Origin of the sequence: Sphingomonas sp. (assembly GCF_035910975.1) — a bacterium.
Taxonomy (GTDB): domain Bacteria; phylum Pseudomonadota; class Alphaproteobacteria; order Sphingomonadales; family Sphingomonadaceae; genus Sphingomonas.
This window is the reverse complement of sequence record NZ_JAMHWM010000029.1, coordinates 1128065-1151351: the sequence shown is the minus strand read 5'-3', so window position 1 is coordinate 1151351 and position 23287 is coordinate 1128065. Positions and strand designations below refer to the sequence as shown.

Genomic DNA, 23287 nt, shown 5'->3' with positions numbered 1-23287 from the left:
TCCGGCGGCCGGATCGGGGCTTGCCGCCGGACTCGTACCGCGCGACGATGCCGCTCATGAACCTGCGGCATATCGAGATCTTCCACGCGGTCTATTCGAACGGGTCGGTCAGCGGCGCGGCGCGGGCGCTCAACGTATCGCAGCCGTCGGTGTCGAAGACGCTGCGCCATGCCGAATCGCTGCTCGGCTTCCCGTTGTTCGAACGCGCCGGGGGGCGGCTGATCCCGACCGACGACGCGCACGCGCTGTTCGGCGAGGTGAGCCAGATCCAGGACCGGGTCCACGCGCTGCGCCAGGGTGCGCGCAACCTGCGGCGGGGGGCAGGGTCGATCCTGCGCGTGTCGGCGCTTCCGTCGCTTGCGCTCGGTGCCTTGCCGGAGGCGGTCGCGCGGTTCCTGCCCGGCCGCGACAACGTCAAGTTCGACCTGCAGACCGTCCACCACGATGATCTGGTGCGCAAGCTCTACGAGCGCGCGACCGACATCGCGATCGCCTATGAAGTACCGCACAACGCGCCGGTCGGCAGCCGGCGGCTGGGCCGCGGCGAACTGGCGGTGCTGTACCGCGAGGTCGATATCCCCGACGCCCCTGCCCGGCTGGGGCTGGAAGCGCTCGCCGGCCACCGTTTCATCAGCGTCGCCGCCAGCGGACCGATCGGCCAGTTGCTGGTCCACGAACAGGAACGGCTGGGCATCGAGTTCGACGACAGCGTGTCGGCGCGCACCTTCTACATCGCGACGGCGCTCGTCCGTGCCGGGCTGGGGGTGACGGTGGTGGACAGCTTCACCGCCCGCGCCTCGCTCGCGCCCGGCCTCGCGATGCGCCCGCTGGAGCCGCGCCTCACGTTCGACGTGCACGCGATGTTCCTGCTCGATCGCCCGCCGACCGCGCTGGCGACCGATTTCCTCAAGGCGGTGTCACAGACGATCGGCGACGCCTGAACGCCCGGCGGCGAGTTCAATGGAAGTCGTGGCTGCGGATCGGGATCGATCCGTCGTCCCGCGGCGCCCAGTGATAGTCGATCCGTCCCTTCGATCGCCAGCCTGGATCGCCGCGATCGGGCGCGCCGGGATGGGTGGCGCCGTCGCCCGGCGCGGTCAGGCACGGCAGGTCGATGTCGCCGACCCGGCGCAGCAGCGGGGTCAGGTCGGTCAGGCGATCGACGATGACATGGATCACGCTGCCTTCGGTCTGGACGCGACCGGTGATGCCGAGCATCGCGGAGGACATGACGGTGCGCCGGTTCGCTTCGAACCGGTCGGGCCACAGGATGGCGTTGGCGACGCCGGTTTCGTCCTCCAGCGTCAGGAACAGCACCCCCTTGGCGCTGCCCGGCCGCTGGCGGACGAGGACGATGCCGGCGAGTTCGACGCGCCTGCCGTCGCGGATTTCTCTCAGCGCGGCGCACGTCACCATGCCGCGCCGGTCCAGTTCGCCGCGCAGGAAGTGCAGGGGGTGGGCGCGCAGGGACAGCTGGGTCGCGCGATAATCCTCCACCACCTCACGCCCGGCGGTGAGCGGGGTCAGCACCGGATCGGGCTCGCACGTTTCCAGCAACGCCAGCAGGGGTGGCGGACGCTCGCCCAGGCCGCGCACCGCCCACAGCGCCTGCCGCCGGTCGATCCCCAGCCCGACGAAGGCGTCGGCCTGCGCCAGCTTCTCCAGCGCCGCCGCCTTCACCCCCGACCGGCGCCAGACATCGCCGACCGAGGTGAATGGGCGTTCCCCGCGCGCAATCAGGATGCGGCCCGCGTCCGCGCTCGACAGCCCCGATGTGATCCTGAGGCCCAGGCGCAGGTGATCGCCCGCGACGATCGTGTCCCATTCGCTTCGCAGCACGCAGGGCGGGCGGATATCGACGCCATGCTCGCGCGCATCGCGGACGATCTGCGCGGACGCGTAGAAGCCCATCGGCTGCGAATTGAGCAGGGCGGCACAGAAGATATCGGGATGATGGCATTTCATCCATGACGAGGCATAGGCGATCTTGGCGAAGCTGGCCGCGTGGCTTTCCGGGAAGCCATAACTGCCGAAGCCCTCGATCTGCTTGACCAGGCGATGCGCGAATTCCTCGGTGATGCCGTTGGCGAGCATGCCGTTCACCAGCCGGTCGCGATATTCGCCGACCCCGCCGGTCATCTTGAACGTCGCCATCGCGCGGCGCAGCCCGTCGGCCTCGTGCGGCTTGAAGCCTGCGCCCAGGATCGCGACCTGCATCGCCTGTTCCTGGAACAGCGGCACGCCCAGCGTCTTTTCCAGGACCTGCTTCAGCTTCGGGCTGGGATAGTCGAACTCGATCCGGGGGTTGGCACGCAACTGCTCGCGGCGTTTCAGATAGGGGTGCACCATGTTGCCCTGGATCGGCCCCGGCCGCACGATCGCGACCTGGATGGCGATGTCGTAGAAATCGCGCGGTCTCATTCGCGGCAGCATCGACATCTGCGCGCGACTCTCGATCTGGAACACGCCCAGCGTGTCGGCCTTGCGCATCATCTCGAAAGTGGCCTCGTCCTCCTCCTGCAATGTCCTGCTGGCGAGAGTGAGGTTCAGGCCGCGATGCTCGGCGAGCAGATCGAAGGCGCGGCGCATGCAGCCCAGCATCCCGAGCCCCAGGATATCGACCTTCATGAAGCCGAGTTCCTCGATGTCGAGCTTCTCCCACTCGATCACCTGGCGGTCGATCATCGCGGCGGGCTCGATCGGCACCAGATCGTAAAGCTTGTCGCGCGTCAGCACGAAGCCGCCGGGATGCTGCGACAGGTGGCGCGGGGTGCCGACCAGGTCCCTGGCGAGCTCGAGCGCGAGGGCGAGGCGCGGCTCGGTCCGGTCGAGATTGAGCGCCTCGACGTGGCGGTCGGGCACGCCGTCGTTCGACCAGCCCCATACCTGTCCGGCCAGCCCCGCCGTCATGTCCTCCGGCAAACCCAGTACCTTGCCGACCTCGCGGATCGCGCCGCGCGTACGGAACCGGCTGACGACGGCGGTCAGCGCGGCGTGCTCAAGGCCATAGGTGCTGTAGATCCACTGGATCACCTCCTCGCGCCGCTCATGCTCGAAATCGACGTCGATGTCGGGCGGCTCCTGGCGGTCGTCGGACAGGAAGCGTTCGAACAGCAGCTGGTGTTCGATCGGGTCGATCGAGGTGATGCCCAGCACGAAGCAGATCACCGAATTGGCCGCCGATCCGCGCCCCTGGCACAGGATATGCTGGCTGCGGGCGAACTGGACGATCGCATAGACGGTGAGGAAAAACGGCGCGAAGCTCCAGCCCGCCACCAGCCGCAATTCCCGTTTGAGTTGCGCGCGATACGCATCAGGTGGCGGGCTCGGGGCGTACATCGCGTTGAGAGCGCGCCATGCGAGCTTCTCCAGCGCCTGCTGCGGGGTGCGGGCGATCATCAGCATCTCTTCGGGATACTGGTGGCCCAGGCTGCGCAGGTCGAACCGGCACCGCTCGACGATCGCCTCCGCCGCCGTCAGCGCTTGCGGGTGGTGGCGGAACAGGCGCACCATCTCTTCGGGCGGCGTCAGGTGGCGGCCGGCGTTGCGTTCGCGGGCATAACCCAGGTCGTCGATCGTCGTCTTCTCGCGGATCGCAGTGACGACGTCCTGCAGCATCTGCCGCTCGGGCGCATGGTATAGCACGTCGCCGGTCGCCAGCGGGGTCAGGCCGAAGCGCTCCGCCGCGCGCGCCATCTCGTGCAGGCGCAGCGCCTCGCCCGGACGGCGCCAGTGGGTCAGGCAGACATGGCCACGATCCGCGAACAGATCGGCCATCCAGCCCAGCACAACAGCGTCGGGCAGCGCCCTGGGCACCAGCGCGGCGACCAGCCCGGCCGCATGCGTGGCGACATCGTCCCAGTGGAGGAAGCATTTGCCCTTCTCGCCGCGCTGCGCGTCCGCCCGGCCCTTGCCGATGCTGAGCAGGCGGGTGAGGCGGCTCCACGCGGCACGATCCTCGGGCCACACCAGCAGTGACGTGCCGTCGACCAGATCGAGCCGGCAGCCGTGGACGGGGCGGGGGGCGTGGTGGCCCTGTTTGCGAAGCTGTTCGCTGGCGTAGAGCGCGCGGACCACGCCGGCGACCGAGTTGCGATCGGTGATGCCCAGCGCCGGCATGCCCATCGCGCTCGCCCGGATCATCAGTTCCTCCGGGCTCGATGCGCCGCGCAGGAAACTGTAGTGCGTCGTCACCTGGAGTTCGGACCAGGTCATCCGAAGCAGCCGTGGATGTACCAGCGCTGGTCGCCGGTTTCCGCCCGTTCGCCGTCGCCGCGGCGGAACAGCCAGAAACGCCGGCCGTGTTCGTCCTCCACCTGGAAATAATCACGCACCGCGCCGCGTTCGGTGCTGTGCTTCCACCATTCGCCGGCGATCCGTTCGGGTCCGTCGGCGCGGACGATGGTGTGCGAGGTTCCGCGCCAGGTGAAGCGCCGGGGCGGCTGGTCGGGCAGTTCGGCCAGCACGCCGTCGACCGGCTCGGGCCGTGCGAGCAGGCGGGCGGGGCGCGGCCAGCGCGGGTGCCACGGGTGGTCCGCGGCGCGCCTGTCGAGTGTGCGCACGTCGTCGCGCTTCAGGGCCAGGCCGCCGCGCGCCGGCGGATCGAGCGCGGGCACCGTCCCGACCGAGCGTTCGGGCACGTCGCTTTCGACCGCCCGGTAACGCCAGCTGCGCGCGCCGCGATTGGCGATCGTGTCGATCAGTTCGCCCAGCCCGGGCGCTGCATCCTCCAGATCGCGATCGAAGGGCTGGGGGCCGAGCGGATCGGCGCGGCGGACGTGGAGGTGCAGCGCGTCGATGCCATAGCCGGGCTCGATCTCCTCGATCCGCCGGACGATCAGCCGCAGGATGTGCGCCGGATCGCGATTTGGCCGCGACAGGCCGATCCGCATCACCTGCGCGACATTGTCGACGCGGTCGGCGGCCAGCAGCAGCCTGCGCGCGCCAAGGCCGGCGGCGGCCAGTTCGCCGGTCAGCCGGGGGACCAGCGCGGCGATCCAGTGCGCCAGCGCCTCGGGGGTCGCGATCGGCTCGGCGAAGCGCTGGGTGACGGTGACGTCCTGCGGAGGGATCACCGGGGCGAGCGGTTCGGGCGCGGCGCCCAGCGCCTGATCGAGCCGCAGCATCGTCGCGGCGCCGAAGCGCCGGGCGGTGGGCGCGCGGGGCAGGGCGGCGAGCGCGCCGATGCTCTCCACCCCCAGCCGGTGCAGCAGCGCGACGGGGGCGTCGTCGATCCTGAGCAGCGCGACCGGCAGCGGGACGAGCGCGGCGCGGTGGCCGCCGGGCGGGCAGAGGGCGACCGCGCCCTCCGCCGCGCGTGCCAGCGCCCAGGCCGCGCCGGCGGTGTCGGCGATCGCCACACGGGCGGCGAAACCGGCGCGCTCCAGCAACCGCACCAGCCGCCGTGCGAACCGCACCTCGCCGCCATGGAGGTGGGCGACGCCGGTGAGGTCGAGCAGCAAGCCATCGCTGCCCGAGATCGCCACGGTCGGGGTCCAGCGCCGGGCGAGCAGCATGGCGAGCGCCTGGAGGTGGAGGGCATCCCCGGCCGGATCGGCATCGCGCACGACGATCCGGGGCACCGAAGCGCGCGCCTGGGTCAGCGCCATGCCCTGAGCGATGCCCAGCGCGCGGGCGGCGGCGGAGGCCGCGGCCACCTCCACCCGGCTGCCGGTCTTGTGGACCATGACGATCGGTTGCGCATCGGCGGCCGGTGCCGATCGCGGCAGCATGGGGATCGATCGACTTGCTTTCAGCGAGGCGGCGACGCCCGGCGGCGCGCTGTGCGGGGCGTTCGATCCGTGCCGCATGTGCTCGTCGGGATGCGAGCCGTCGCCGGGATAGCGCCCCGCCGGCACCGGCGCCTTCAGGCTGCGTGCCGGCGCGCCGTCGTCGGCAGGCAGGCGGCGGAACGGACGCTCGGCCGCCTCGGTGCGCCGCGCCATCTCACGCATCGGCCGTACCACTTCGTCGCTGGGCATCGCCCTGAACGGATGGTCCTTGAACGGGTGGTCGGCCGCCTCGCTCGACCGGCCGAGCATCCGCATCGGCGGACGCTGGTGCGCGGGGAGGGCGGCGACCTGCATCTCGATGTCGCGGCGGGTCTGGTCCCTGGGCGCTGGCGCCTTCGCCCAGCGCGCGCCGGGGCGCCAGCCGCTGTCGCGCGGGGCGTCGCACTGTTTCGCGCGTTCCGCCGCCGCCAGCGCGTGGAGCGGGACGATGTCAGCCGCGACCGGTTCAGGCGGCGGCGCGAGCGTCGGCTCGGCGCGCAGCAGCCGGTCGATCGACCAGTCGGGCAGCCAGAGCGCAGCGACCCGTTTCATCGGCGGCCTCTAGGATGATGGCGAAGGGATCGCCGCCGCGCTGGCGGACGAGTTCGGCGTGCCAGCGCGGGCGGCCGATCCCGGCGACCGGCAGCGGAGCGGACGCGGCGGACGCGATCCGCCAGCGGGTCGCGGCGGCGGACGGTGTGGCGAGTGGGTCCTGCCCCAGCTTCGCCGGGCGGCGCAGCAGCAGCGCGAGCGCCGGGCCGCCCTCGGCCGCGAGTTGCAGCCGGCGGGTGGCGACCAGTCCCGCCGCATTCGCCTCGCCCACCACGGCGGCAAGGCCGCGGTGGCGCAAGGCATCCTCCATGATCGCCAGCAGTTCGGCATCGTCGCGCGCCTCGGCATGGATCAGCCGTTCGGGCGCCAGCCCCGCCTGATGGAGGCCGGGCGCGAACAGGTCGCGGCGGCGCACCACCCACAGCACCGGCCCCGGCCGTCGCGCGGCGAGCCCGGCGAGGAACAGGGTAGCGGCGGCATCCTCGCCCCAGCCCGACCCGGCCGCCGCCGCTTCGTGCAGCGCATCGATACGCAAGCCGCCGCCGGCGAGTCTCCGGTCGATCGCGTCGATTCCGAACGGCAGCATCGCATGCGCCGCGCCGCCCCGCGCCTCGATGGCGGCGATCGTCTCGCGGAGCTGGGCAAGGGGCGTGGACATCGACTCGGGAAACCATTGAGTTCTTATTTTGTTCTCTTTGACCATCGCGAGTCAATCGGTGTCGAGGCGCCAACCGGCAACGCGGTGGGGAAGGCATTCGATCACGGCAATCCATCCGACGGCGACGCGCCGATGCGGGATGCGTCTGTCGCCCACCATCGTGCGTGACAGGCCGACCCAGCTCGCACTGTCCGACCGGCGAATTCCCGCCGTGCAAGCGGCGAGTCCCGGGCGCTGCATATCGTGAAGGAGGCGAGCGCGGCGCGGGCTCTGGCGGGGTGAAGGTATGCGGCTGGCGCGACACGGCGAAGCCGTGTTGTCGGACGGCGCTTCGGCGCCGCCGGCCGCGCCGGTCTGTCGCTTTCGCGACCAGCGCGGGCGGGGCCGCGCTTCAGACCAGCTCGAACAGCCCCGCCGCGCCCATGCCGCCCGCCGTGCACATGCTGACCACCACATAGCGCACCCCGCGCCGCCGCCCCTCGAGCAGGGCGGCGCCGACCAGGCGGCTGCCGGTCATGCCGAAGGGGTGGCCGACCGCGATCGCGCCGCCGTTCACGTTATACTTCTCAGGATCGATGCCCAGGTGATCGCGGCAATAGAGGCATTGCGACGCGAACGCCTCGTTCAGTTCCCACAGGCCGATGTCGGCGACCGACAGCCCGGCGCGATCGAGCAGCTTCGGAATGGCGAAAACGGGCCCGATGCCCATTTCCTCGGGCGCGCAGCCCGCCGCCTGGAAACCGCGATAGATGCCCAGGATTTCCTTGCCCTCGGCCTGGGCGGTGGCGCGGTCCATCAGGATCTGCGCGGCGGCGCCGTCGGACAGCTGGCTGGCGTTGCCCGCCGTGATGTGATGCCCCTCGGGCACCAGCGTGCCGCCGGACCATACGGTCTTCAGGCCCGCCAGAGCTTCATAGGTGGTGCCGGCGCGGATGCCTTCGTCGGTGGTGACGGTGACGCTCTCGGTACCCGCCGGGTTGCCCTCGCGGTCGAACAGCGCCTTGTCGACGGTGACCGGCACGATCTCCTCGCCCGTGCGCGCGATCGCCGCAGTGGCGCGCTGCTGGCTTTCCGCGGCATAGCGATCCTGCGCCTCGCGACTGATACCATAGCGTTCGGCGACCACCTCGGCGGTCTCGATCATCGCCATCGTCGCGTGCGGCACCTTGTCTATCACCGACGACACGCTGGTGCGCGGCGCGCCCTTCGTCACCGTATGGCTGATCGATTCCATGCCCCCGGCCAGCGCCACGTCGATGTCTCCGGCGATGATCGAGCGCGCCGCGAGCGCCACCGCGGTAAGGCCCGAGCCGCACTTGCGGTCGAGGGTGAAGGCCGGCACGCTCTGCGGCAGCCCGCCCGCGAACACCGCCATCCGGCCGGCGTTGCCGCCCTGTTCGCCCCACTGGCTGCCGACGCCCCAGAAGATGTCGTCGATCCGCGTCGGGTCGATCCCCGCGCGGTCGATCGCGCCGTTCATCGCGAAGCCGGCCAGCGCGGGCGCCTCGGTCGCGTTGAAGTAACCGCGATAGGCTTTGCCGATGCCGGTGCGGGCAGTAGCGACGATGGCGGCTTCGCGCATGGGGAATCTTACTCCGGTGATGTCCGGGCCGGATGTGGCGCGGCGCCGCGCCGCCCGCAAGCGCAATCAGTCGGCGAAGTCGGGCATCCGCCGCTCGATATTGGCGCGTACCGCCTCGATCTGGTTGGGCGATCGCAGCAGTTTCGCCTGTTCGTCGCTTTCTCCCACCAGGATCGTTCCGGCGTCGGATTCGAGCGCGAGGTTCGCCAGCCGCTTGGCCGCCCGAACCGCCTCTGGATTGCGGCTGGCGATGGCGCGGGCGAGGTCCATCGCGGCGGCATGCGGATCGTCGGCGGTGCGCGCGGCGAAGCCCAGTGCGACCCCTTCCGCTCCGTCGAACTCGCGCGCGGTATAGGTCAGCTCGCGCAACTGGTCGTCACGCACGCGGCCGCGCCACAGCGCGAACCCGGCCATGTCGGGGACGATGCCCCATTTCATTTCCATCACCGACAGGCGCGTCGCGGGATGCGCGATCACCACATCGGCCCCGCTGGCGATCTGCAGGCCTCCACCGAACGCGATGCCGTGGATCGCGGCGACCACCGGCATCGGCAGTTCGCGCCAGCCCCAGGCGACCTGCTGGACGCGGTTGGCGATGCCGTGCGTGCGCGTTTCCAGGTCGATGCCCGATCCGCCCGATGCCATGCTCGCCATGTCCAGCCCGGCGCAGAACGCGCGGCCCTCGCCCGACAGCACGACCGCGCGGACCCCCGGTTCGCCGGCCAGCCGGTCGATCGTCGCGATGATCGCGTCGAACATCGCCGGGTCCAGCGCGTTCATCTTGTCGGGGCGGGACAGGCGGACGTCGGCGACGCCGGCATCGATCGCGATGGTCACTCTCTGGTCGCTCATCGCCGCAGCCTAGGCGACCGCGCGTCGATCGCCCACCCCCTTCGTCGGGCGCATGGGCGGCATCACAACATGCCGGTTTGTAAACCGGGCGCCGGCGCGATAGGCGGCGGCGATGATCCCCGCAGGCCCCTTCGATCCCGAGCATTTCTTCAAGTTCATCGACACACAGCATCACGGTGCGGCGTTGGGCATCGGTTATCGTGCTCATGGCGCGGACTGGGTCGAACTGGCCTTGCCCTATTCACCCGACCAGATCGGTGACGTGGCGAGCGGTGTGATCGCCTCCGGGCCGATCGTCTCGCTGCTCGATCAGGCGACCAGCGCGGCGGTGTGGCTGAAGCGCGGTGGTTTCCTGCCCCATGCGACGCTCGACCTCAGGATCGACTACCTTCGCGCGGCGACTCCGGGTCGGACGGTAATCGGGCGAGGAGAATGCTATCGGCTGACGCACTCGATCGCGTTCGTGCGCGGAACGGCGCACGACGGCGACCCGGCCGAACCGCTGGCGCATGTCGCGGGCACCTTCATGGTGACCCCGGCATGATCCTGCCCCCCTATGCGACATTGCTCGGACTGACGCTGGAGCGCGAGGACGATGGGCGCCCGCGGCTGGTGATGCCGTTCGGCGGATCGGTGCTGGGGCGGCCGGGCTTCCTCCACGGCGGGGCGATCGGCGGGCTGCTGGAGATGGCGGCGATCGCCGGTGTGCGGCACGCGCTGGCCGACGAGACCGTCACTATCAAGCCGGTCAACCTGACGATCGACTTCATGCGCGGGGGGCGCGAACTGACGACCTTCGCCGTCGCCGATATCCGCCGGCTGGGCACACGCATCGCCAGCGTCGATGCGACCGCGTGGCAGGAGGATCGCGACCGCCCGATCGCCTCGGCACGGCTGACCCTGCTTCTGCGGCGCCCTTAGGACGGCGCCAGCTTGCGCAGCCGGGCGCCGGTCGCGGCGTCCTCCAGCACCCAGATCGCGCCGTCCGGTCCCTGTTCGACTTCGCGGATGCGCGCGCCCAGCGCGATGCGGCCGACCTCGGCGGCGGTGCTGCCCGTCACCCGCACGCGGACCAGCCCCTGAGACACCAGCCCGGCCAGCACGAAATCGCCGTTCCAGCCGACGAAGCGCGTGCCCGTATACTGGATCATCCCGCCCGGCGCGATCACCGGCGTCCAGCTGACCAGCGGCGCGGCGAATTCGGGCCGGGTGGAATGGCGCGGCAGCACCTCGCCGTCATTGCCCTCGGATACCGTCCGCCAGCCATGGTTGGCGCCGCGGGTGATCAGGTTGAATTCGTCGCCGCCCTCAGGCCCCATCTCGCTTTCGAACAGCCGGCCGTCGGTGGTAAAGACCAAGCCGTAGGGGTTGCGGTGGCCGAGCGTCCATATCTCCGCGCGGGCACCGGCCGTCGCGGCGAAGGGATTGCCCGACGGCATCGTCCCGTCGAGATTGAGGCGGACGATCTTGCCGAGCGTGGTCGCCAGATCCTGCGCCGGCGCGCCCTGATGGCGCTCCCCCGCCGTCACGAACAGGAAGCCGTCGGGCGAAAATGCCATCCGTCCGCCGAAATGGCGTGTGTCGTTGGCAACCTTCGGCGCCTGCCGCCAGATCACGCTGACCGCCTCGATCGCCGTCGCCGCAGTGTTGAGCGTGCCCCGCGCGACGGCCAGCCCGGTACCGCCGCTGCCGCTTTCGGTGAAGCTCAGATAGACGCGGCGATTGGCGGTGAACTGCGGGTCGAGGGCGACGTCGAGCAGGCCGCCCTGGCCGGCGCTGACGACGGTTGGCACGCCGCCCACGATCGACTTGCCGCCCGCGTCGGTGACGAGATTGAGCGTGCCGCCCTTTTCCGTCACCAGCATCCGGCCGTCGGGCAGAAACGCCATCGCCCAGGGCGCGGCGAAGGTCGCGACGGTGGTCGAGGTGACGCTGGTGGTCGGCGGCGACGGAGTGGGCGTGGGCGAGGGCGCGGGCGCGGGCGTCGGGCTGGGCGTCGGCGTCACGACATTGCCGGAGCCGCCGTCGCCGCCGCACGCGGCAAGCGCGGCGGCGAGCAGCACGACGCCCGCGCGCCTCATTTGCGGGTCAGCTTCATCAGCTTGCCGCCTGCGCCGCGCTGGCCGTCCTCCAGCAGCCACAGCGCGCCGTCAGGCCCCTGTTCGACTTCGCGGATGCGGGTGCCCATCGGCCATTGGTCGCCCTTCTTCGCGTCAGTGCCGGTGACGTCGACGCGGACCAGCGCCTGGCTCGACAGGCCGCCGATGAACAGGTCACCCTTCCATTCGGGGAACATGTCGCCCGAATAGACGATCAGCCCGCCCGGCGAGATCACCGGGTTCCAGACCACTTTGGGCTTCTCGAATTCGGGGCGGGTGGCGTGGTCGGGGATCGGGCGGCCGTCATAATGATCGCCGTCCGACACGATCGGATAGCCATAGTTGCGGCCCGGCAGGACGAGGTTGACCTCGTCGCCGCCCTTGGGCCCCATCTCCTGTTCCCACAAATTGCCGGCCTGATCGAACGCGATGCCCAACAGGTTGCGATGCCCGTAGGACCAGATCGCGGGATGGAAGCCCCTGGCGGTCAGGCCCGGATCGCCCGCCGGCTTGCCGTCGAGCGTCAGGCGCAGCACCTTGCCCAGCGTCGCCTTGGGATCCTGCGCCGGGTCGAACTTCTGGCGCTCGCCGTTGGTGAAGAACAGGTGCTGCCCATCGGGCGCGATCGCGATGCGGCCCGAATAATGGCCGTTTCCTTCGACGAACGGCGTCGCGCGGAACAGTTCGGTCACCCCGGTCAGCTGCTCGGCGCCGGCATCGCCCGTCAGCGTGCCGCGGACCAGCACGATACCCTTGCCGCCGTCTCCCGCCACCGAATAGCTCAGATAGACCTGTCGGTTCTGCGCGAAGCCCGGCACGAGCACCACGTCGTGCAGGCCGCCCTGTCCCGCCGAATCGACCGGCAGCGTCGCGATCGTCCGGCTGGTCTTGCCGTCGGCGGAGACGAGCAGCAGTTCCCCCGCCTTCTCCGTCACCAGCATCCGCCCGTCGGGCAGGAAGGTCATCGCCCAGGGCGAGGTGAACTTCGCAACCTCGGTGACGGTGAAGGGAAGGGTGGTCGTCGTGTGCGGCGACTGCGGGGTGTTCTGCGCATTGCCCGGCGTGTCGGTGCAGGCGGCAATCAGCGTCGTGGCAACGGCAAGGGCGGCAAGGCGCATCATCATCTCCCGGAAATCATGTTCCGGGCAACGTCCTAACGCGCGTCAGGTTGCGCGCAACTCGACGAACATCTGCGAGGTGCGCTGGAACCGGCCGCGAATCAGGTCGATCCCGCCGAAGATCGCCAGCAGCGGGCCGAACAGCGGATGGTCGCACATCGGGCGGTCGCGGCGGATCGATACCGCGCCCTTGCGAGACAACCATTCGAGCGCGCTGACCGCCCAGAAGGGCGCGCCCTGCGTCAGCGACAGGCGCTCGACCGCCAGCGATGCCTTTGCGGCCGCCTTGCGGAACGATTCGGGGGTGAACACCACCCAGTGGCGCGGTGCGTGCAGGCCGCCCCAGCTGTGCTCACGGAACAGGCGCGCGTCGAGGCTGTCGTGATTCGGCGTCTTCACCAGCACCCGCCCGCCGGGTTTGAGCAGACCGCGCACCTTGGCCAGCACCGCGACGGGATCGTCGACATGCTCGATCAGGTTGAGCATCAGGATCACGTCGAAGCGCGCGTCCGTCTCGAAATCCTCGATCCGGCCGAGGAAGAAATCATGGCCGGCGGTACGCGCCGCATCCTGCGCCGATCCGTCGATGTCGACGACCTGGGTATGCGCCAGGCGCGGCTCGACCGCCTTCGCCTGGGTCAGCAGCCAGCCCGCGCCGCCGCCGACGTCCAGCGCCGACAGTTGGTCGCCCGCCACGCCGCCGAACAGCTTGGCGAAGGTACGGCGGTCGAGCGCCTGCTTGATCCGTTCGGCGACGCTGAGCTTGCCGGGCGAGAAGCTGTAATAGGTATCGGGGTAGATTTCCCCCAGCCGTCCGCGCGGCACCGGGCTGATCGACAGCGCGTCGCAATCGGCGCAGCGCAGATAGTCGAAGCTTTCCGGCGTCGAGCAATATTCGACGTCCTTCGCGGTCGCCCAGTGGCGCGTGGCGGTGCTGCCGCAGGCGAGACAGGTCATCGGCGGGTTTCCCGGATCAGTTCGGCGAAGGTGCCGAGATAGGTGGCGCGGCGGGCGTCGAGCACCGCCGCCATCGAGGTGGTCTTTAGGAAGGCTTCGAGATCGGCGAGCCGCGTGTAGCTGACCTGCGGTTCGATATGGTGGAGCAGGTGGCGGTTGAACCCGGCCCCTCCGAAGATTCGCGCGAACGGGCCGTCGCCGAACAGGCGGGTCACCGAATCACCCTCGTCCACCATGCCCGGCGTGGGGCGATGCTCGAGCAGCTGGCGTACCGTCGCGAAGAAGGGGAAGGCGATCGCGATGCCGCCCAGCCAGGCCAGCACCGCCGGCCACCAGCCGAGCACCAGCAGCGTGCCGACGATCGCGGTGTGGAGGTAGAGGCCGCGCAGCAGCGGCGTGGAGGATTTCGCGGCGGCACGGGCGCGCGGCTGGTCCTTGCGCGCGGCGAACACGCGGACGGCGTGGACGCCGAACAGCATTTCCGCAACGAAGCGCGGGGTCAGCGCGTGGCGATACGACACCTCGGTATCGCCGACGCGGCCGAGGTGGCGGTGATGCTCGCTGTGGGTCGCGCGATAGGCGGCGATCGACGTGCCGACCTGCCAGCACACCAGCCAGTCGGCGATGCGATCATTGGTGCGCTTGTCGGCGGAAAGGTTGAAGTGCGCGCCCTCGTGGATGAACAGCTGGAGATAGGCGACGAGGAAACCAATGCCGACCGCCCCGGCGCACGCTGCCGCCAGCCCGCCCCAGAACCCGCTTGCCTGCCCGACCAGCACCAGCAGCCCGGCGAGCGCGGCGTAGCCCAGCGCGATATCGATCAGCACCCGGTGGTAACGCGGCGCGAGCGTCTTGCGGAACGTCGCATAGCGCTGCCCGGTCTCAACCAGCATGCGCTGGCGGAACGCGGCCGGGGTGACGGGCGGCGCGCCTGCCGCGACGATGGGTGCCTGGAACATGAAGAAAGGCTAGAAGGAACTGGTTAACGGATCGTTGCCGCGGGGGCGGTGATCGCCCTTGCTCCCGGCCGCGCTTCGGCCTATATGGCCATCGCCTTCTCGACATCGTGAAACATGCCGAGGCTGGTCCCGAAACGGGCCGGCAGCGAGGCTGCATGGTCGTTTGGGAACACTGGCTTGGCCGATATCGCCGCACTCACCGCATTGATCGAACCCGAGGCGCAGGCTCTGGGCTTCGACCTGGTGCGTGTGAAGATGTTCGGCGGCCAGTCCGATCCGACGCTGCAGGTGATGGCCGAACGCCCCGACACGCGCCAGCTGACGATCGACGACTGCGCCGATCTGTCGCGCCGCATCTCCGACGTGTTCGACGCGCTGGAAGAGGCGGGGCGCGACCCGATCGACCACGCCTATCGGCTTGAGGTGTCGTCGCCCGGCATCGACCGCCCGCTGACCCGCGCGAAGGATTTCGCCGACTGGGCGGGGCATGAGGCGCGGGTGACGCTGGTCGAGAAGGTGGACGGCCGCAAGCAGCTGAACGGCGTGCTGGCCGGGATCGACGGCGACCGCGTCACCGTCGATGTGCGCGGCCATGTGCCGATGACCGTCACCCTGCCGCAGATTTCCGAGGCGAAGCTGGTCATCACCGACCGGCTGATCGCCGCAACCGCACCCCTGTCCGCCGCAGGCGCGGACAAGATCATCGAAGTAGAGGGATAAGACATGGCCTCCGCGTCCTCGTCTGGCGGGATCACCGCCAACCGCGCCGAACTGATCGCGATCGCCGATTCGGTCGCCAAGGAAAAGCTGATCGACAAGGCCATCGTCATCGAGGCGATGGAGGACGCGATCCAGCGCGCGGCGAAGAACCGCTACGGCAGCGAGAACGATATCCGCGCCAAGCTCGATCCCAACACCGGCGACCTCCGCCTGTGGCGGGTGGTCGAGGTGGTCGAGGCGGTCGATGACTATTTCAAGCAGATCGACCTGAAGGGCGCGCAGAAGCTGCAGAAGGACGCGAGCGTCGGCGATTTCATCGTCGATCCGCTGCCCCCGATCGAATTCGGCCGCATCCAGGCGCAGGCCAGCAAGCAGATCATCTTCCAGAAGGTCCGCGATGCCGAGCGCGAGCGCCAGTATGAGGAATTCAAGGACCGCCAGGGCGAGATCATCATCGGCGTCGCCAAGCGCGTCGAGTTCGGCCACGTCGTCGTCGACCTTGGCCGCGCCGAAGGCGTCATCCGCCGCGACCAGCAGATCCCGCGCGAACTGGTCCGCGTCGGCGACCGCGTCCGCTCGATCATCCTGAACGTCCGCCGCGAGAACCGCGGGCCGCAGATCTTCCTGTCCCGCGCGCATCCGGAATTCATGAAGAAGCTGTTCGCGCAGGAAGTGCCCGAAATCTACGACGGCATCATCGAGATCAAGGCGGCGGCGCGCGATCCGGGCAGCCGCGCCAAGATCGGCGTGATCAGCCATGATTCGGGCATCGATCCGGTCGGCGCCTGCGTCGGCATGAAGGGCAGCCGCGTGCAGGCCGTCGTGCAGGAAATGCAGGGCGAGAAGATCGACATCATCCCCTGGTCGCCCGACACCGCGACCTTCGTCGTCAACGCGCTCCAGCCGGCCAACGTCGCGCGAGTCGTGATCGACGAGGAGGACGACCGCATCGAGGTGGTGGTGCCCGACGACCAGCTGTCGCTCGCCATCGGCCGCCGCGGCCAGAACGTCCGTCTGGCGTCGCAGCTGACCGGCAAGGCGATCGACATCCTGACCGAGACCGATTCGAGCGAGAAGCGGCAGCAGGAATTCGTCACCAACAGCGAGATGTTCCAGAACGAGCTGGACGTCGACGAGACGCTGGCGCAGCTGCTGGTCGCCGAAGGCTTCAGCGAGATGGAGGAAGTCGCCTACGTCGAGCTCGACGAACTGGCGGGCATCGAGGGCTTCGACGAGGATCTCGCACAGGAACTGCAAAGCCGCGCCGCCGAGGCGCTCGAGCGGCGCGAGCAGGCCAACCGCGAGGAGCGCCGCGGCCTGGGCGTCGAGGACGCGCTGGCCGAGATGCCCTATCTGACCGAGGCGATGCTGGTGACGCTGGGCAAGGCGGGCATCAAGACGCTCGACGACCTGGCTGACCTCGCCACCGACGAGCTGATCGCCAAGAAGCGCCACGAACCGCGCCGCCGCGCCGAGAACGCGCCCCAGCGCGAGGGCGACAAGGGCGGCGTGCTGGGCGAATACGGCCTCAGCGAGGAACAGGGCAACGAGATCATCATGGCCGCCCGCGCGCACTGGTTCGAAGACGAACCTGAAGCGGCAACGGCCGAAGGTGAAGTGGAGGCCTGAGCCACAGCCATGCCGTTCATCGACATCCGTCTCGCGGGGCCAGCCACGCGCGAACAGAAGGCCGGGATCGTCGCCGACGTGACCGCCTCCATGGTCGCGCGCCTGGGTAAGCCCGCAGCTGCGGTGCAGGTGAACATCGTCGAGCTAAATCTCGAGAACTATGGCGCCGGCGGGCAGTTGCTCGCCGATCGCGGCGCGCCGGTTGCGAAGGGAGACGCTGATGCGGTCCCCTCGCAATGATACCGCACACGCCCCCGAGCGCAGCTGCATTCTGACTCGCGAGGCGGGGCCGCAGGGCGGCCTCGTCCGGCTCGCGGTGTCGCCCGACGGCCAGGTGCTGCCCGACGTGCGCGGCAAGGCGCCGGGGCGCGGCGCGTGGATCGGCGTGACGCGCGCGGAACTCGAAACCGCCCAGGCCAAGGGCAAGCTGAAAGGCGCGCTGGCGCGGGCGTTCAAGGGAGCGCCGCTCGACATCCCCGATGATCTCGGCACGCGGATCGCCGACCAGCTGCAGCGCCACGCGCTGGATCGGCTGGGGCTGGAGGCGAAGGCCGGCAATCTGGTGATCGGCGCGGAACGCATCGATACCGCCGCCCGCAAGGGCCAGCTTCACCTGCTGCTCCACGCCGCCGATGCGGGCGCGGACGGCGCCGGAAAGCTCGCCCAGGCATGGCGCGTCGGCTCCGATCGGGAGGGCTCCGACCTCAAGGGGTTGGCGTTGCCGATCGGGCGCACCACATTGTCCTTGGCGTTGGGCCGCGAAAATGTGGTACACGCCGGACTGACGGACGCTCAGGCGGCCAGGCGGGTCAGCGATGCGCTGTCCCGCTGGCTGCATTTTATCGGACCCGAACGTGCCGCTGAACCTTGCGCCGAAGACGCGCAGGGGCCATCGGCACCCGACACTTTGGCCGACCCAGGGCGTGGGCCGGCACAGACAGGACTTTGAGTAGCGCATGAGCGACACCGACAACGACAAGCCGAAACTCGGGATGCGTCCGCCGCTGGGGCTGAAGCGCACGGTCGAGACCGGCAAGGTGAAGCAGAGCTTCAGCCACGGCCGTTCGAACACGGTGGTGGTCGAGGTGAAGCGCCGCCGCGTGCTCGGTCCGCAGGGTGCAGTCGCCGAGCCGGCGCCGGCCCCGGAGCCTGTCGCCGCGCCGCCGCCACCTCCGCCGCCCGCAGCCCCGCGTGCGCCGGCCGGAGAGACCGCGCAGGAGCGCCAGACCCGCCTTCTGCGCGAGGCCGACGAGCAGCGTATGGGCGCGCTCGAGGATGCGCGCCGTCGCGAGGAGCAGGCCAAGGTTCAGGCCGCCGAGGACGAGAAGCGCCGCGTCGCCGAAAAGGCGAAGGCGGAGGCCGAGGCGGCCGCCGCCCCCGTGCCTGTCGCGACGCCCGAGCCTGCTGCGCCCGCTCCCGAGGCCACGCCGGCTCCGTCTCCGGCCCCGGTGGCGGAGGCCTCTCCGCCCGCGCCAGCGCCGGCGCCGGCACCGGCCCCGCAGCCGATCGAGCTGACGCTCGACTCCAGCCGCCCCGCGCCGCGCCGCTTCACGCCCGTTCAGCGCCCGGAAATCCCCAAGCCGCAGCCCAAGCCCGAGCCGACGCCTGCGCCGGCCGCGTCGTCGCCGTCGTCGTCGTCCTCTGGATCGAGCGGCCCCGCGCGCCAGCTGCCCTCGGGCCAGGCGACCCCGCGCAACGCGCCCCCGGCCCGTCCGCAGCAGCGCGATCGCAAGTCCGACGAGCGGCGCGGCGGCAAGCTGACCGTCAACCGCGCGCTCAACGAGGACGGCGCCCGCGCCCGCTCGCTCGCCGCATTGAAGCGCGCGCGTGAAAAGGAAAAGCGCCACTTCGGGGGCCCGCGCGAGCCGCAGGCCAAGCAGGTCCGCGACGTCCAGGTGCCCGAGGCGATCACCGTCCAGGAACTCGCCAACCGCATGGCAGAGCGTGGGGCCGATCTGGTCAAGGCGCTGTTCAAGATGGGCTCGCCCGTCACCATGACGCAGACGATCGATCAGGACACCGCGGAACTGCTGGTGACCGAATTCGGCCACAACATCGTCCGCGTGTCGGACAGCGATATCGATCTCGCGCTCGATACCGCGCCCGACGCCGATGGCGATCTGAAGCCGCGCCCGCCGGTCGTGACGATCATGGGCCACGTCGATCACGGCAAGACGTCGCTGCTCGACGCGCTGCGCGGCACCGACGTGGTGAAGGGCGAGGCCGGCGGCATCACCCAGCATATCGGTGCCTATCAGGTCACGCTGAAGGACAAGTCCAAGGTCACCTTCCTCGACACGCCGGGCCACGAGGCGTTCACCGCGATGCGTGCGCGCGGCGCCGACGTGACCGACATCGTCGTTCTGGTGGTCGCCGCCGACGACGGGCTGATGCCGCAGACGATCGAGGCGATCAACCACACCAAGGCGGCCGGCAAGCCGATGATCGTGGCGATCAACAAGATCGACAAGCCCGAGGCCAATGCCCAGAAGGTGCGCGAACGCCTGCTCGAACACGACGTACAGGTCGAGGCGATGGGCGGCGAGACGCAGGACGTCGAGGTGTCTGCGCTCAAGAAGACCGGTCTCGACGAGCTGATCGAGAAGATCCAGCTCCAGGCCGAACTGATGGAGCTGAAGGCCAACCCCGATCGTGCTGCCGAAGGCATCGTCGTCGAGGCGAAGCTGGACAAGGGACGCGGCCCGGTCGCCACCGTGCTGGTCACGCGCGGCACGCTGAAGGTCGGCGACGTGTTCGTCGTCGGCGCGGAAAGCGGCAAGGTCCGGGCGATCGTCGACGACAAGGGGCGCCCGATGAAGTCGGCCGACCCGTCGATGCCGGTCGAGGTGCTCGGCATCTCGGGCACGCCGTCGGCGGGCGACCAGCTGCAGGTCGTCGAGAACGAGGCGCGCGCCCGCGAGGTCGCCGAATATCGCCAGGGCGTGCTGACGCAGAAGCGCACGACCTCCGCACCGGCCAGCCTGGAATCGATGTTCTCGGCGCTGAAGGCCAAGCAGGCGATCGAATATCCGCTGGTCGTCAAGGCCGATACGCAGGGGACGGTCGAGGCGATCGTCGGCGCGATCAACAAGATCTCGACCGACGATATCCGCGCGCGCATCCTGCATTCGGGCGTCGGCGGCATCACCGAAAGCGATGTCAACGTAGCGTCAGCTTCCGGCGCGCCGATCATCGGCTTCAACGTCCGCGCCAATGCCAACGCGCGGCAGATCGCCGAACGCCACAAGGTCGCGCTGAAATATTATGACGTGATCTACGACGTGATCGACGAGATCCGCGCCGGCATGGCGGGCGAACTCGGGCCGGAAGCGTTCGAGACGGTCGTCGGCCGCGCCGAAATCCGCGAGGTGTTCTCGGCGGGCAAGCACGGCAAGGCGGCGGGCCTGCTCGTCACCGAAGGCGTCATCCGCAAGGCGCTCAAGGCGCGCATCACCCGCGACGACGTCATCATCTATACCGGCGAGATCGCCTCGCTGCGCCGTTTCAAGGACGATGTCGCCGAAGTGCGCGCAGGGCTCGAATGCGGCGTGACGTTCAGCCAGAACTTCACCGACATCAGGGCCGGCGACTATCTGGAAACGTTCGAGGTCGAGCTGCGCGAGCGGACGCTGTAGAAGCGCCGGACAGGCGCTTTTGCAACAAAGCCAGGAATCGATATACTTCTCCCTGATGGGAGTTTTGGGAGACTGGCATGCTGTCGACGGTTGGCGCGGTAATGTTTCTGGGCGGACTCTGGCTGTTCTTCAGCGCACTTTCGGATCGAAAGGCGGTGCGCAAGCATGAGTTCGAGAATCGATCCAGTGGCGGCGCCGTCGGCTTTGACTCGTTCGAAGCGTCTGAGCGTCATCGCAAGCGGGCGAACGGCGCCGAGTTGAAAGGCCGGATGGGGGTCGGGCTCATCCTGGTCGGGCCGATTTTCTATTTCGCGGGCGGCGCATTCTAACCCCTGCCAGACGCGCACGCCGCGGCGGCTGTACGAGTAGTTGTTTGGATGGTTACCAGCAGTTCGCCCGAAACCCGTTCCGTCCGAACGCTGCGCGTCGGCGAGCAGGTGCGCCATATCCTGTCGGAAATCCTCGCGCGCGGCGACGTGCATGACGATGTGCTCGCCAGCCACATGGTGAGCATCACAGAGGTAAGGATGTCGCCCGACCTGCGCCACGCGACCGTGTTCGTGAAGCCGTTGCTGGGCAAGGACGAGGATGTGGTGCTCAAGGCGTTGCGCACCAACACCGCCTATCTTCAGCGCGAGGTGGCTACCCGTGTGAAGATGAAATATGCCGCGAAGCTCAAGTTCCTGGCGGACGAGAGCTTCGATGAGGGCAGCCATATCGACGCGATCCTGCGTTCGGAGCAGGTAGCGCGGGATCTGGGCGAGGATGGAGAAAAGGCGCGTTAAATTCGCGCTCACCCTGCCGTCCGCGTAGCCCGTCGTGCGAAGAAAGGCAGCCCTTCGACAAGCTCAGGGCGATCGGATGGCGGGGTCCGGTCAGTTCAAAGCCTCCGCCATTTCCGCCAGTTCGAGCCAGCGCATCTCTGCCGCGTCCTTCTCGTCGCGGGCCTTGGCGGCGGCGGCCATAAGCGCATCGAAGCGCTTCGGATCGCGCGTGTAGAGATCGGGATCGGCCAGCGCGGCCTCGTCGCGGGCGATCGCCCGGTCGAGGTCATCGATCCGCGCCGGCAGCAGGTCATAGTCGCGCTGGTCCTTGTACGATAGTTTCGCGCGTGGGGTCGCGGCCGGCGGCGCGGCGGCGGGTTTCGCGGCGGCCGATTTGGCCGCGGCGCGGGGCTTTCGCTTCGCCTCCCAGTCGGCATAGCCGCCGGGCACCACATCGACGCTGCCCGATCCGTCCAGCCCCAGCGTCACCGTCACCGTGCGGTCGAGGAAGTCGCGGTCGTGGCTGACGATCAGCACGGTGCCGGCATAATCGGCGATCACTTCCTGCAGGAGGTCGAGCGTCTCCAGATCGAGGTCGTTGGTCGGCTCGTCGAGCACCAGCAGGTTGGACGGCCGGGCGAACTCGCGCGCCAGCAGCAGCCGCGAACGCTCGCCGCCCGAAAGCGTGCCGACGCGCGCATCGACCAGGCCGGGTTCGAACAGGAACTCCTTCAGATAGCCGGCGATGTGCTTCTTGGTGCCCAGCACGTCGATCCACTCGCCGCCCTCGGCCAACACTTCGCGCACCGTTTTGTCGGGGGCCATCAGGCGGCGCTGCTGGTCGATGACGATGCCGTCCAGCGTCTTGGCCAGGCGGATATGCCCTTCGTCCGGGGCAAGCTCGCCGGTCAGCAGGCGCAGCAGCGTCGTCTTGCCCGCGCCGTTCGCGCCGACGATGCCGATGCGGTCGCCGCGCGTCACGCGCAGGGTCAGATCCTTGATGATCGCGCGGTCACCGAACCGCTTGGTGACGCCCTTTACATCGATCACCACCTTGGTCTTGCTGTCGTCGGCGGCGATCGCCAGCGCCGCGCCGCCCTGCGGCCCGGTCATCGCGGCGCGTTCGGCGCGCATCTCCTTCAGCTTGGCCAGGCGGCCCTGGTTGCGCCGGCGCCGGCCGGTGACGCCGCGTTGCAGCCAGTGTTCCTCGATCTTCAGCTTGGCGTCGAGCCGCTGGGCGTTGCGCTCCTCCTCGGCATAGACCTGGTCGGTCCACGCCTCGAATCCGCCGAAGCCCACCTCCGCCCGCCGGATCGCGCCGCGATCGAGCCACAATGTCTGACGGGTCAGGCGGGTCAGGAACGTGCGGTCGTGGCTGATGACGACGAAGGCGCCGCGAAACCGCGACAGCCAGTCCTCCAGCCATTCGATCGCGGCGATATCCAGGTGGTTGGTCGGTTCGTCGAGCAGAAGCACGTCCGGGTCCATCGCCAGCGCGCGGGCGATCGCGGCCCGGCGACGCTCGCCGCCCGATGCGGTCGCCGCCTCGCGCGACAGGTCGATGCCGAGCTGGTCGGCGATCGCCTCCACCTCATGCTGCGCGGGGGCATCCGCGCCCGCCAGCGCGAAATCGAGCAGGGTGGCGAAACCGTCGACCCTGGGATCCTGTTCGAGCAGGATCACCTTCGTCCCCGGCACGATCGTGCGGCGTCCCTCGTCCATGTCGATCGTGCCCGCGATCAGCTTCATCAACGTCGTCTTGCCCGCGCCGTTGCGGCCGATCAGCGCCAGCCGGTCGCGCTGGCCGATGAAGATGTCGAGTCCGCGGAACAGCCAGCCGGACCCCTGGACGAGACCGAGACCTTCAAGGGCGAGGATGGGAGCAGCCATAGGCGCGCGTGCCTAACGGTTTAGCGCAGCTAAATCGAGGCCCGACGCGCGCCCGGCCGGCCTCGCGCCAGCGAGGACCGACGAAGCGGCTTGTCGACTGC

General features: G+C 69.5%; 20 protein-coding genes. 10 read left to right on the top strand and 10 right to left on the bottom strand.

The window, feature by feature from the left end; genetic code table 11:
• Positions 1–56 precede the first annotated feature (56 nt).
• Positions 57–941 (top strand): LysR family transcriptional regulator, encoded by an 885-nt coding sequence (locus tag VYI76_RS11950; RefSeq protein WP_443018948.1) that lies wholly within the window; start codon positions 57–59, stop codon positions 939–941.
• Between the two features lie 16 nt (positions 942–957).
• Here the strand turns inward: VYI76_RS11950 and VYI76_RS11945 are convergent, their stop codons facing one another.
• From VYI76_RS11945 to VYI76_RS11925, 5 genes are all read right to left on the bottom strand, one after another.
• Positions 958–4215, bottom strand: coding sequence for an error-prone DNA polymerase (locus tag VYI76_RS11945; RefSeq protein ID WP_326524954.1), 3258 nt, complete (start codon positions 4213–4215; stop codon positions 958–960).
• Entirely contained in the window at positions 4212–6323 is a 2112-nt protein-coding gene (locus tag VYI76_RS11940; protein ID WP_326524953.1) for a DNA polymerase Y family protein, read from the bottom strand. The genes VYI76_RS11945 and VYI76_RS11940 overlap by 4 nt, the downstream gene beginning before the upstream one ends.
• Entirely contained in the window at positions 6238–6981 is a 744-nt protein-coding gene (locus tag VYI76_RS11935; RefSeq protein WP_443018931.1) for an ImuA family protein, read from the bottom strand. The genes VYI76_RS11940 and VYI76_RS11935 overlap by 86 nt, the downstream gene beginning before the upstream one ends.
• Before the next feature lie 391 nt (positions 6982–7372).
• Positions 7373–8563 (bottom strand): thiolase family protein, encoded by a 1191-nt coding sequence (locus tag VYI76_RS11930; protein ID WP_326524952.1) that lies wholly within the window; start codon positions 8561–8563, stop codon positions 7373–7375.
• Positions 8564–8629: 66 nt separating this feature from the next.
• On the bottom strand, positions 8630–9415 hold the full coding sequence (locus tag VYI76_RS11925) for a crotonase/enoyl-CoA hydratase family protein (RefSeq protein ID WP_326524951.1): 786 nt from the start codon (positions 9413–9415) through the stop codon (positions 8630–8632).
• A gap of 112 nt (positions 9416–9527) precedes the next feature.
• On the opposite strand from VYI76_RS11925, the gene VYI76_RS11920 reads away from it, so the two are divergent.
• The gene (locus tag VYI76_RS11920; protein ID WP_326524950.1) at positions 9528–9959 is read left to right on the top strand and encodes a PaaI family thioesterase; all 432 of its coding nucleotides are present in this window, start codon (positions 9528–9530) and stop codon (positions 9957–9959) included.
• Positions 9956–10336 carry a PaaI family thioesterase gene (locus VYI76_RS11915; RefSeq protein WP_326524949.1) on the top strand — a complete coding sequence of 127 codons (381 nt, stop codon included), beginning with the start codon at positions 9956–9958 and terminating at the stop codon, positions 10334–10336. Before VYI76_RS11920 ends, VYI76_RS11915 begins: the two co-directional genes overlap by 4 nt.
• Here VYI76_RS11915 and VYI76_RS11910 read toward each other — a convergent pair.
• From VYI76_RS11910 to VYI76_RS11895, 4 genes are read right to left on the bottom strand one after another with little or no spacing between them, the layout of a single operon-like run.
• Positions 10333–11496, bottom strand: coding sequence for a PQQ-dependent sugar dehydrogenase (locus VYI76_RS11910; RefSeq protein WP_326524948.1), 1164 nt, complete (start codon positions 11494–11496; stop codon positions 10333–10335). The genes VYI76_RS11915 and VYI76_RS11910 overlap by 4 nt on opposite strands.
• Positions 11493–12632 carry a PQQ-dependent sugar dehydrogenase gene (locus VYI76_RS11905; protein ID WP_326525110.1) on the bottom strand — a complete coding sequence of 380 codons (1140 nt, stop codon included), beginning with the start codon at positions 12630–12632 and terminating at the stop codon, positions 11493–11495. The genes VYI76_RS11910 and VYI76_RS11905 overlap by 4 nt, the downstream gene beginning before the upstream one ends.
• A 45-nt stretch (positions 12633–12677) precedes the next feature.
• Positions 12678–13589 carry a class I SAM-dependent methyltransferase gene (locus tag VYI76_RS11900; RefSeq protein ID WP_326524947.1) on the bottom strand — a complete coding sequence of 304 codons (912 nt, stop codon included), beginning with the start codon at positions 13587–13589 and terminating at the stop codon, positions 12678–12680.
• Positions 13586–14548 (bottom strand): fatty acid desaturase family protein, encoded by a 963-nt coding sequence (locus VYI76_RS11895; RefSeq protein ID WP_326524946.1) that lies wholly within the window; start codon positions 14546–14548, stop codon positions 13586–13588. Before VYI76_RS11895 ends, VYI76_RS11900 begins: the two co-directional genes overlap by 4 nt.
• A 177-nt stretch (positions 14549–14725) precedes the next feature.
• Between VYI76_RS11895 and rimP the strand changes: the two genes are divergently transcribed.
• From rimP to rbfA, 7 genes are all read left to right on the top strand, one after another.
• Complete coding sequence (gene rimP / locus VYI76_RS11890; RefSeq protein ID WP_326524945.1) at positions 14726–15268, top strand: ribosome maturation protein RimP; 543 nt, start codon at positions 14726–14728, stop codon at positions 15266–15268.
• A 3-nt stretch (positions 15269–15271) separates the two neighbouring features.
• Positions 15272–16897, top strand: a complete 1626-nt coding sequence (gene nusA / locus VYI76_RS11885; protein ID WP_326524944.1) for a transcription termination factor NusA — start codon at positions 15272–15274, stop codon at positions 16895–16897.
• Between the two features lie 9 nt (positions 16898–16906).
• Complete coding sequence (locus VYI76_RS11880) at positions 16907–17137, top strand: tautomerase family protein (RefSeq protein ID WP_326524943.1); 231 nt, start codon at positions 16907–16909, stop codon at positions 17135–17137.
• Positions 17118–17846: a DUF448 domain-containing protein gene (locus tag VYI76_RS11875; RefSeq protein ID WP_326524942.1), complete on the top strand. Its 729-nt coding sequence runs from the start codon at positions 17118–17120 to the stop codon at positions 17844–17846. The genes VYI76_RS11880 and VYI76_RS11875 overlap by 20 nt, the downstream gene beginning before the upstream one ends.
• Before the next feature lie 7 nt (positions 17847–17853).
• Positions 17854–20532: a translation initiation factor IF-2 gene (gene infB / locus VYI76_RS11870; protein ID WP_326524941.1), complete on the top strand. Its 2679-nt coding sequence runs from the start codon at positions 17854–17856 to the stop codon at positions 20530–20532.
• A gap of 77 nt (positions 20533–20609) precedes the next feature.
• Complete coding sequence (locus VYI76_RS11865; RefSeq protein ID WP_326524940.1) at positions 20610–20861, top strand: hypothetical protein; 252 nt, start codon at positions 20610–20612, stop codon at positions 20859–20861.
• A gap of 48 nt (positions 20862–20909) precedes the next feature.
• Entirely contained in the window at positions 20910–21317 is a 408-nt protein-coding gene (rbfA, locus tag VYI76_RS11860; RefSeq protein WP_326524939.1) for a 30S ribosome-binding factor RbfA, read from the top strand.
• Between the two features lie 90 nt (positions 21318–21407).
• Here rbfA and VYI76_RS11855 read toward each other — a convergent pair whose 3' ends face one another.
• Positions 21408–23186, bottom strand: coding sequence for an ABC-F family ATP-binding cassette domain-containing protein (locus VYI76_RS11855; RefSeq protein ID WP_326524938.1), 1779 nt, complete (start codon positions 23184–23186; stop codon positions 21408–21410).
• Between the last annotated feature and the right edge of the window lie 101 nt (positions 23187–23287).

Excerpts from the sequence above, each read along its gene's own strand:
- VYI76_RS11950 (WP_443018948.1), top strand. The coding sequence starts at position 57 with ATGAACCTGCGGCATATCGAGATCTTCCACGCGGTCTATTCGAACGGG.
- VYI76_RS11945 (WP_326524954.1), bottom strand. The coding sequence starts at position 4,215 with ATGACCTGGTCCGAACTCCAGGTGACGACGCACTACAGTTTCCTGCGC.
- VYI76_RS11940 (WP_326524953.1), bottom strand. The coding sequence starts at position 6,323 with ATGAAACGGGTCGCTGCGCTCTGGCTGCCCGACTGGTCGATCGACCGG.
- VYI76_RS11935 (WP_443018931.1), bottom strand. The coding sequence starts at position 6,981 with ATGTCCACGCCCCTTGCCCAGCTCCGCGAGACGATCGCCGCCATCGAG.
- VYI76_RS11930 (WP_326524952.1), bottom strand. The coding sequence starts at position 8,563 with ATGCGCGAAGCCGCCATCGTCGCTACTGCCCGCACCGGCATCGGCAAA.
- VYI76_RS11925 (WP_326524951.1), bottom strand. The coding sequence starts at position 9,415 with ATGAGCGACCAGAGAGTGACCATCGCGATCGATGCCGGCGTCGCCGAC.
- VYI76_RS11920 (WP_326524950.1), top strand. The coding sequence starts at position 9,528 with ATGATCCCCGCAGGCCCCTTCGATCCCGAGCATTTCTTCAAGTTCATC.
- VYI76_RS11915 (WP_326524949.1), top strand. The coding sequence starts at position 9,956 with ATGATCCTGCCCCCCTATGCGACATTGCTCGGACTGACGCTGGAGCGC.
- VYI76_RS11910 (WP_326524948.1), bottom strand. The coding sequence starts at position 11,496 with ATGAGGCGCGCGGGCGTCGTGCTGCTCGCCGCCGCGCTTGCCGCGTGC.
- VYI76_RS11905 (WP_326525110.1), bottom strand. The coding sequence starts at position 12,632 with ATGCGCCTTGCCGCCCTTGCCGTTGCCACGACGCTGATTGCCGCCTGC.
- VYI76_RS11900 (WP_326524947.1), bottom strand. The coding sequence starts at position 13,589 with ATGACCTGTCTCGCCTGCGGCAGCACCGCCACGCGCCACTGGGCGACC.
- VYI76_RS11895 (WP_326524946.1), bottom strand. The coding sequence starts at position 14,548 with ATGTTCCAGGCACCCATCGTCGCGGCAGGCGCGCCGCCCGTCACCCCG.
- nusA (WP_326524944.1), top strand. The coding sequence starts at position 15,272 with ATGGCCTCCGCGTCCTCGTCTGGCGGGATCACCGCCAACCGCGCCGAA.
- VYI76_RS11880 (WP_326524943.1), top strand. The coding sequence starts at position 16,907 with ATGCCGTTCATCGACATCCGTCTCGCGGGGCCAGCCACGCGCGAACAG.
- VYI76_RS11875 (WP_326524942.1), top strand. The coding sequence starts at position 17,118 with ATGCGGTCCCCTCGCAATGATACCGCACACGCCCCCGAGCGCAGCTGC.
- infB (WP_326524941.1), top strand. The coding sequence starts at position 17,854 with ATGAGCGACACCGACAACGACAAGCCGAAACTCGGGATGCGTCCGCCG.
- VYI76_RS11865 (WP_326524940.1), top strand. The coding sequence starts at position 20,610 with ATGCTGTCGACGGTTGGCGCGGTAATGTTTCTGGGCGGACTCTGGCTG.
- rbfA (WP_326524939.1), top strand. The coding sequence starts at position 20,910 with ATGGTTACCAGCAGTTCGCCCGAAACCCGTTCCGTCCGAACGCTGCGC.
- VYI76_RS11855 (WP_326524938.1), bottom strand. The coding sequence starts at position 23,186 with ATGGCTGCTCCCATCCTCGCCCTTGAAGGTCTCGGTCTCGTCCAGGGG.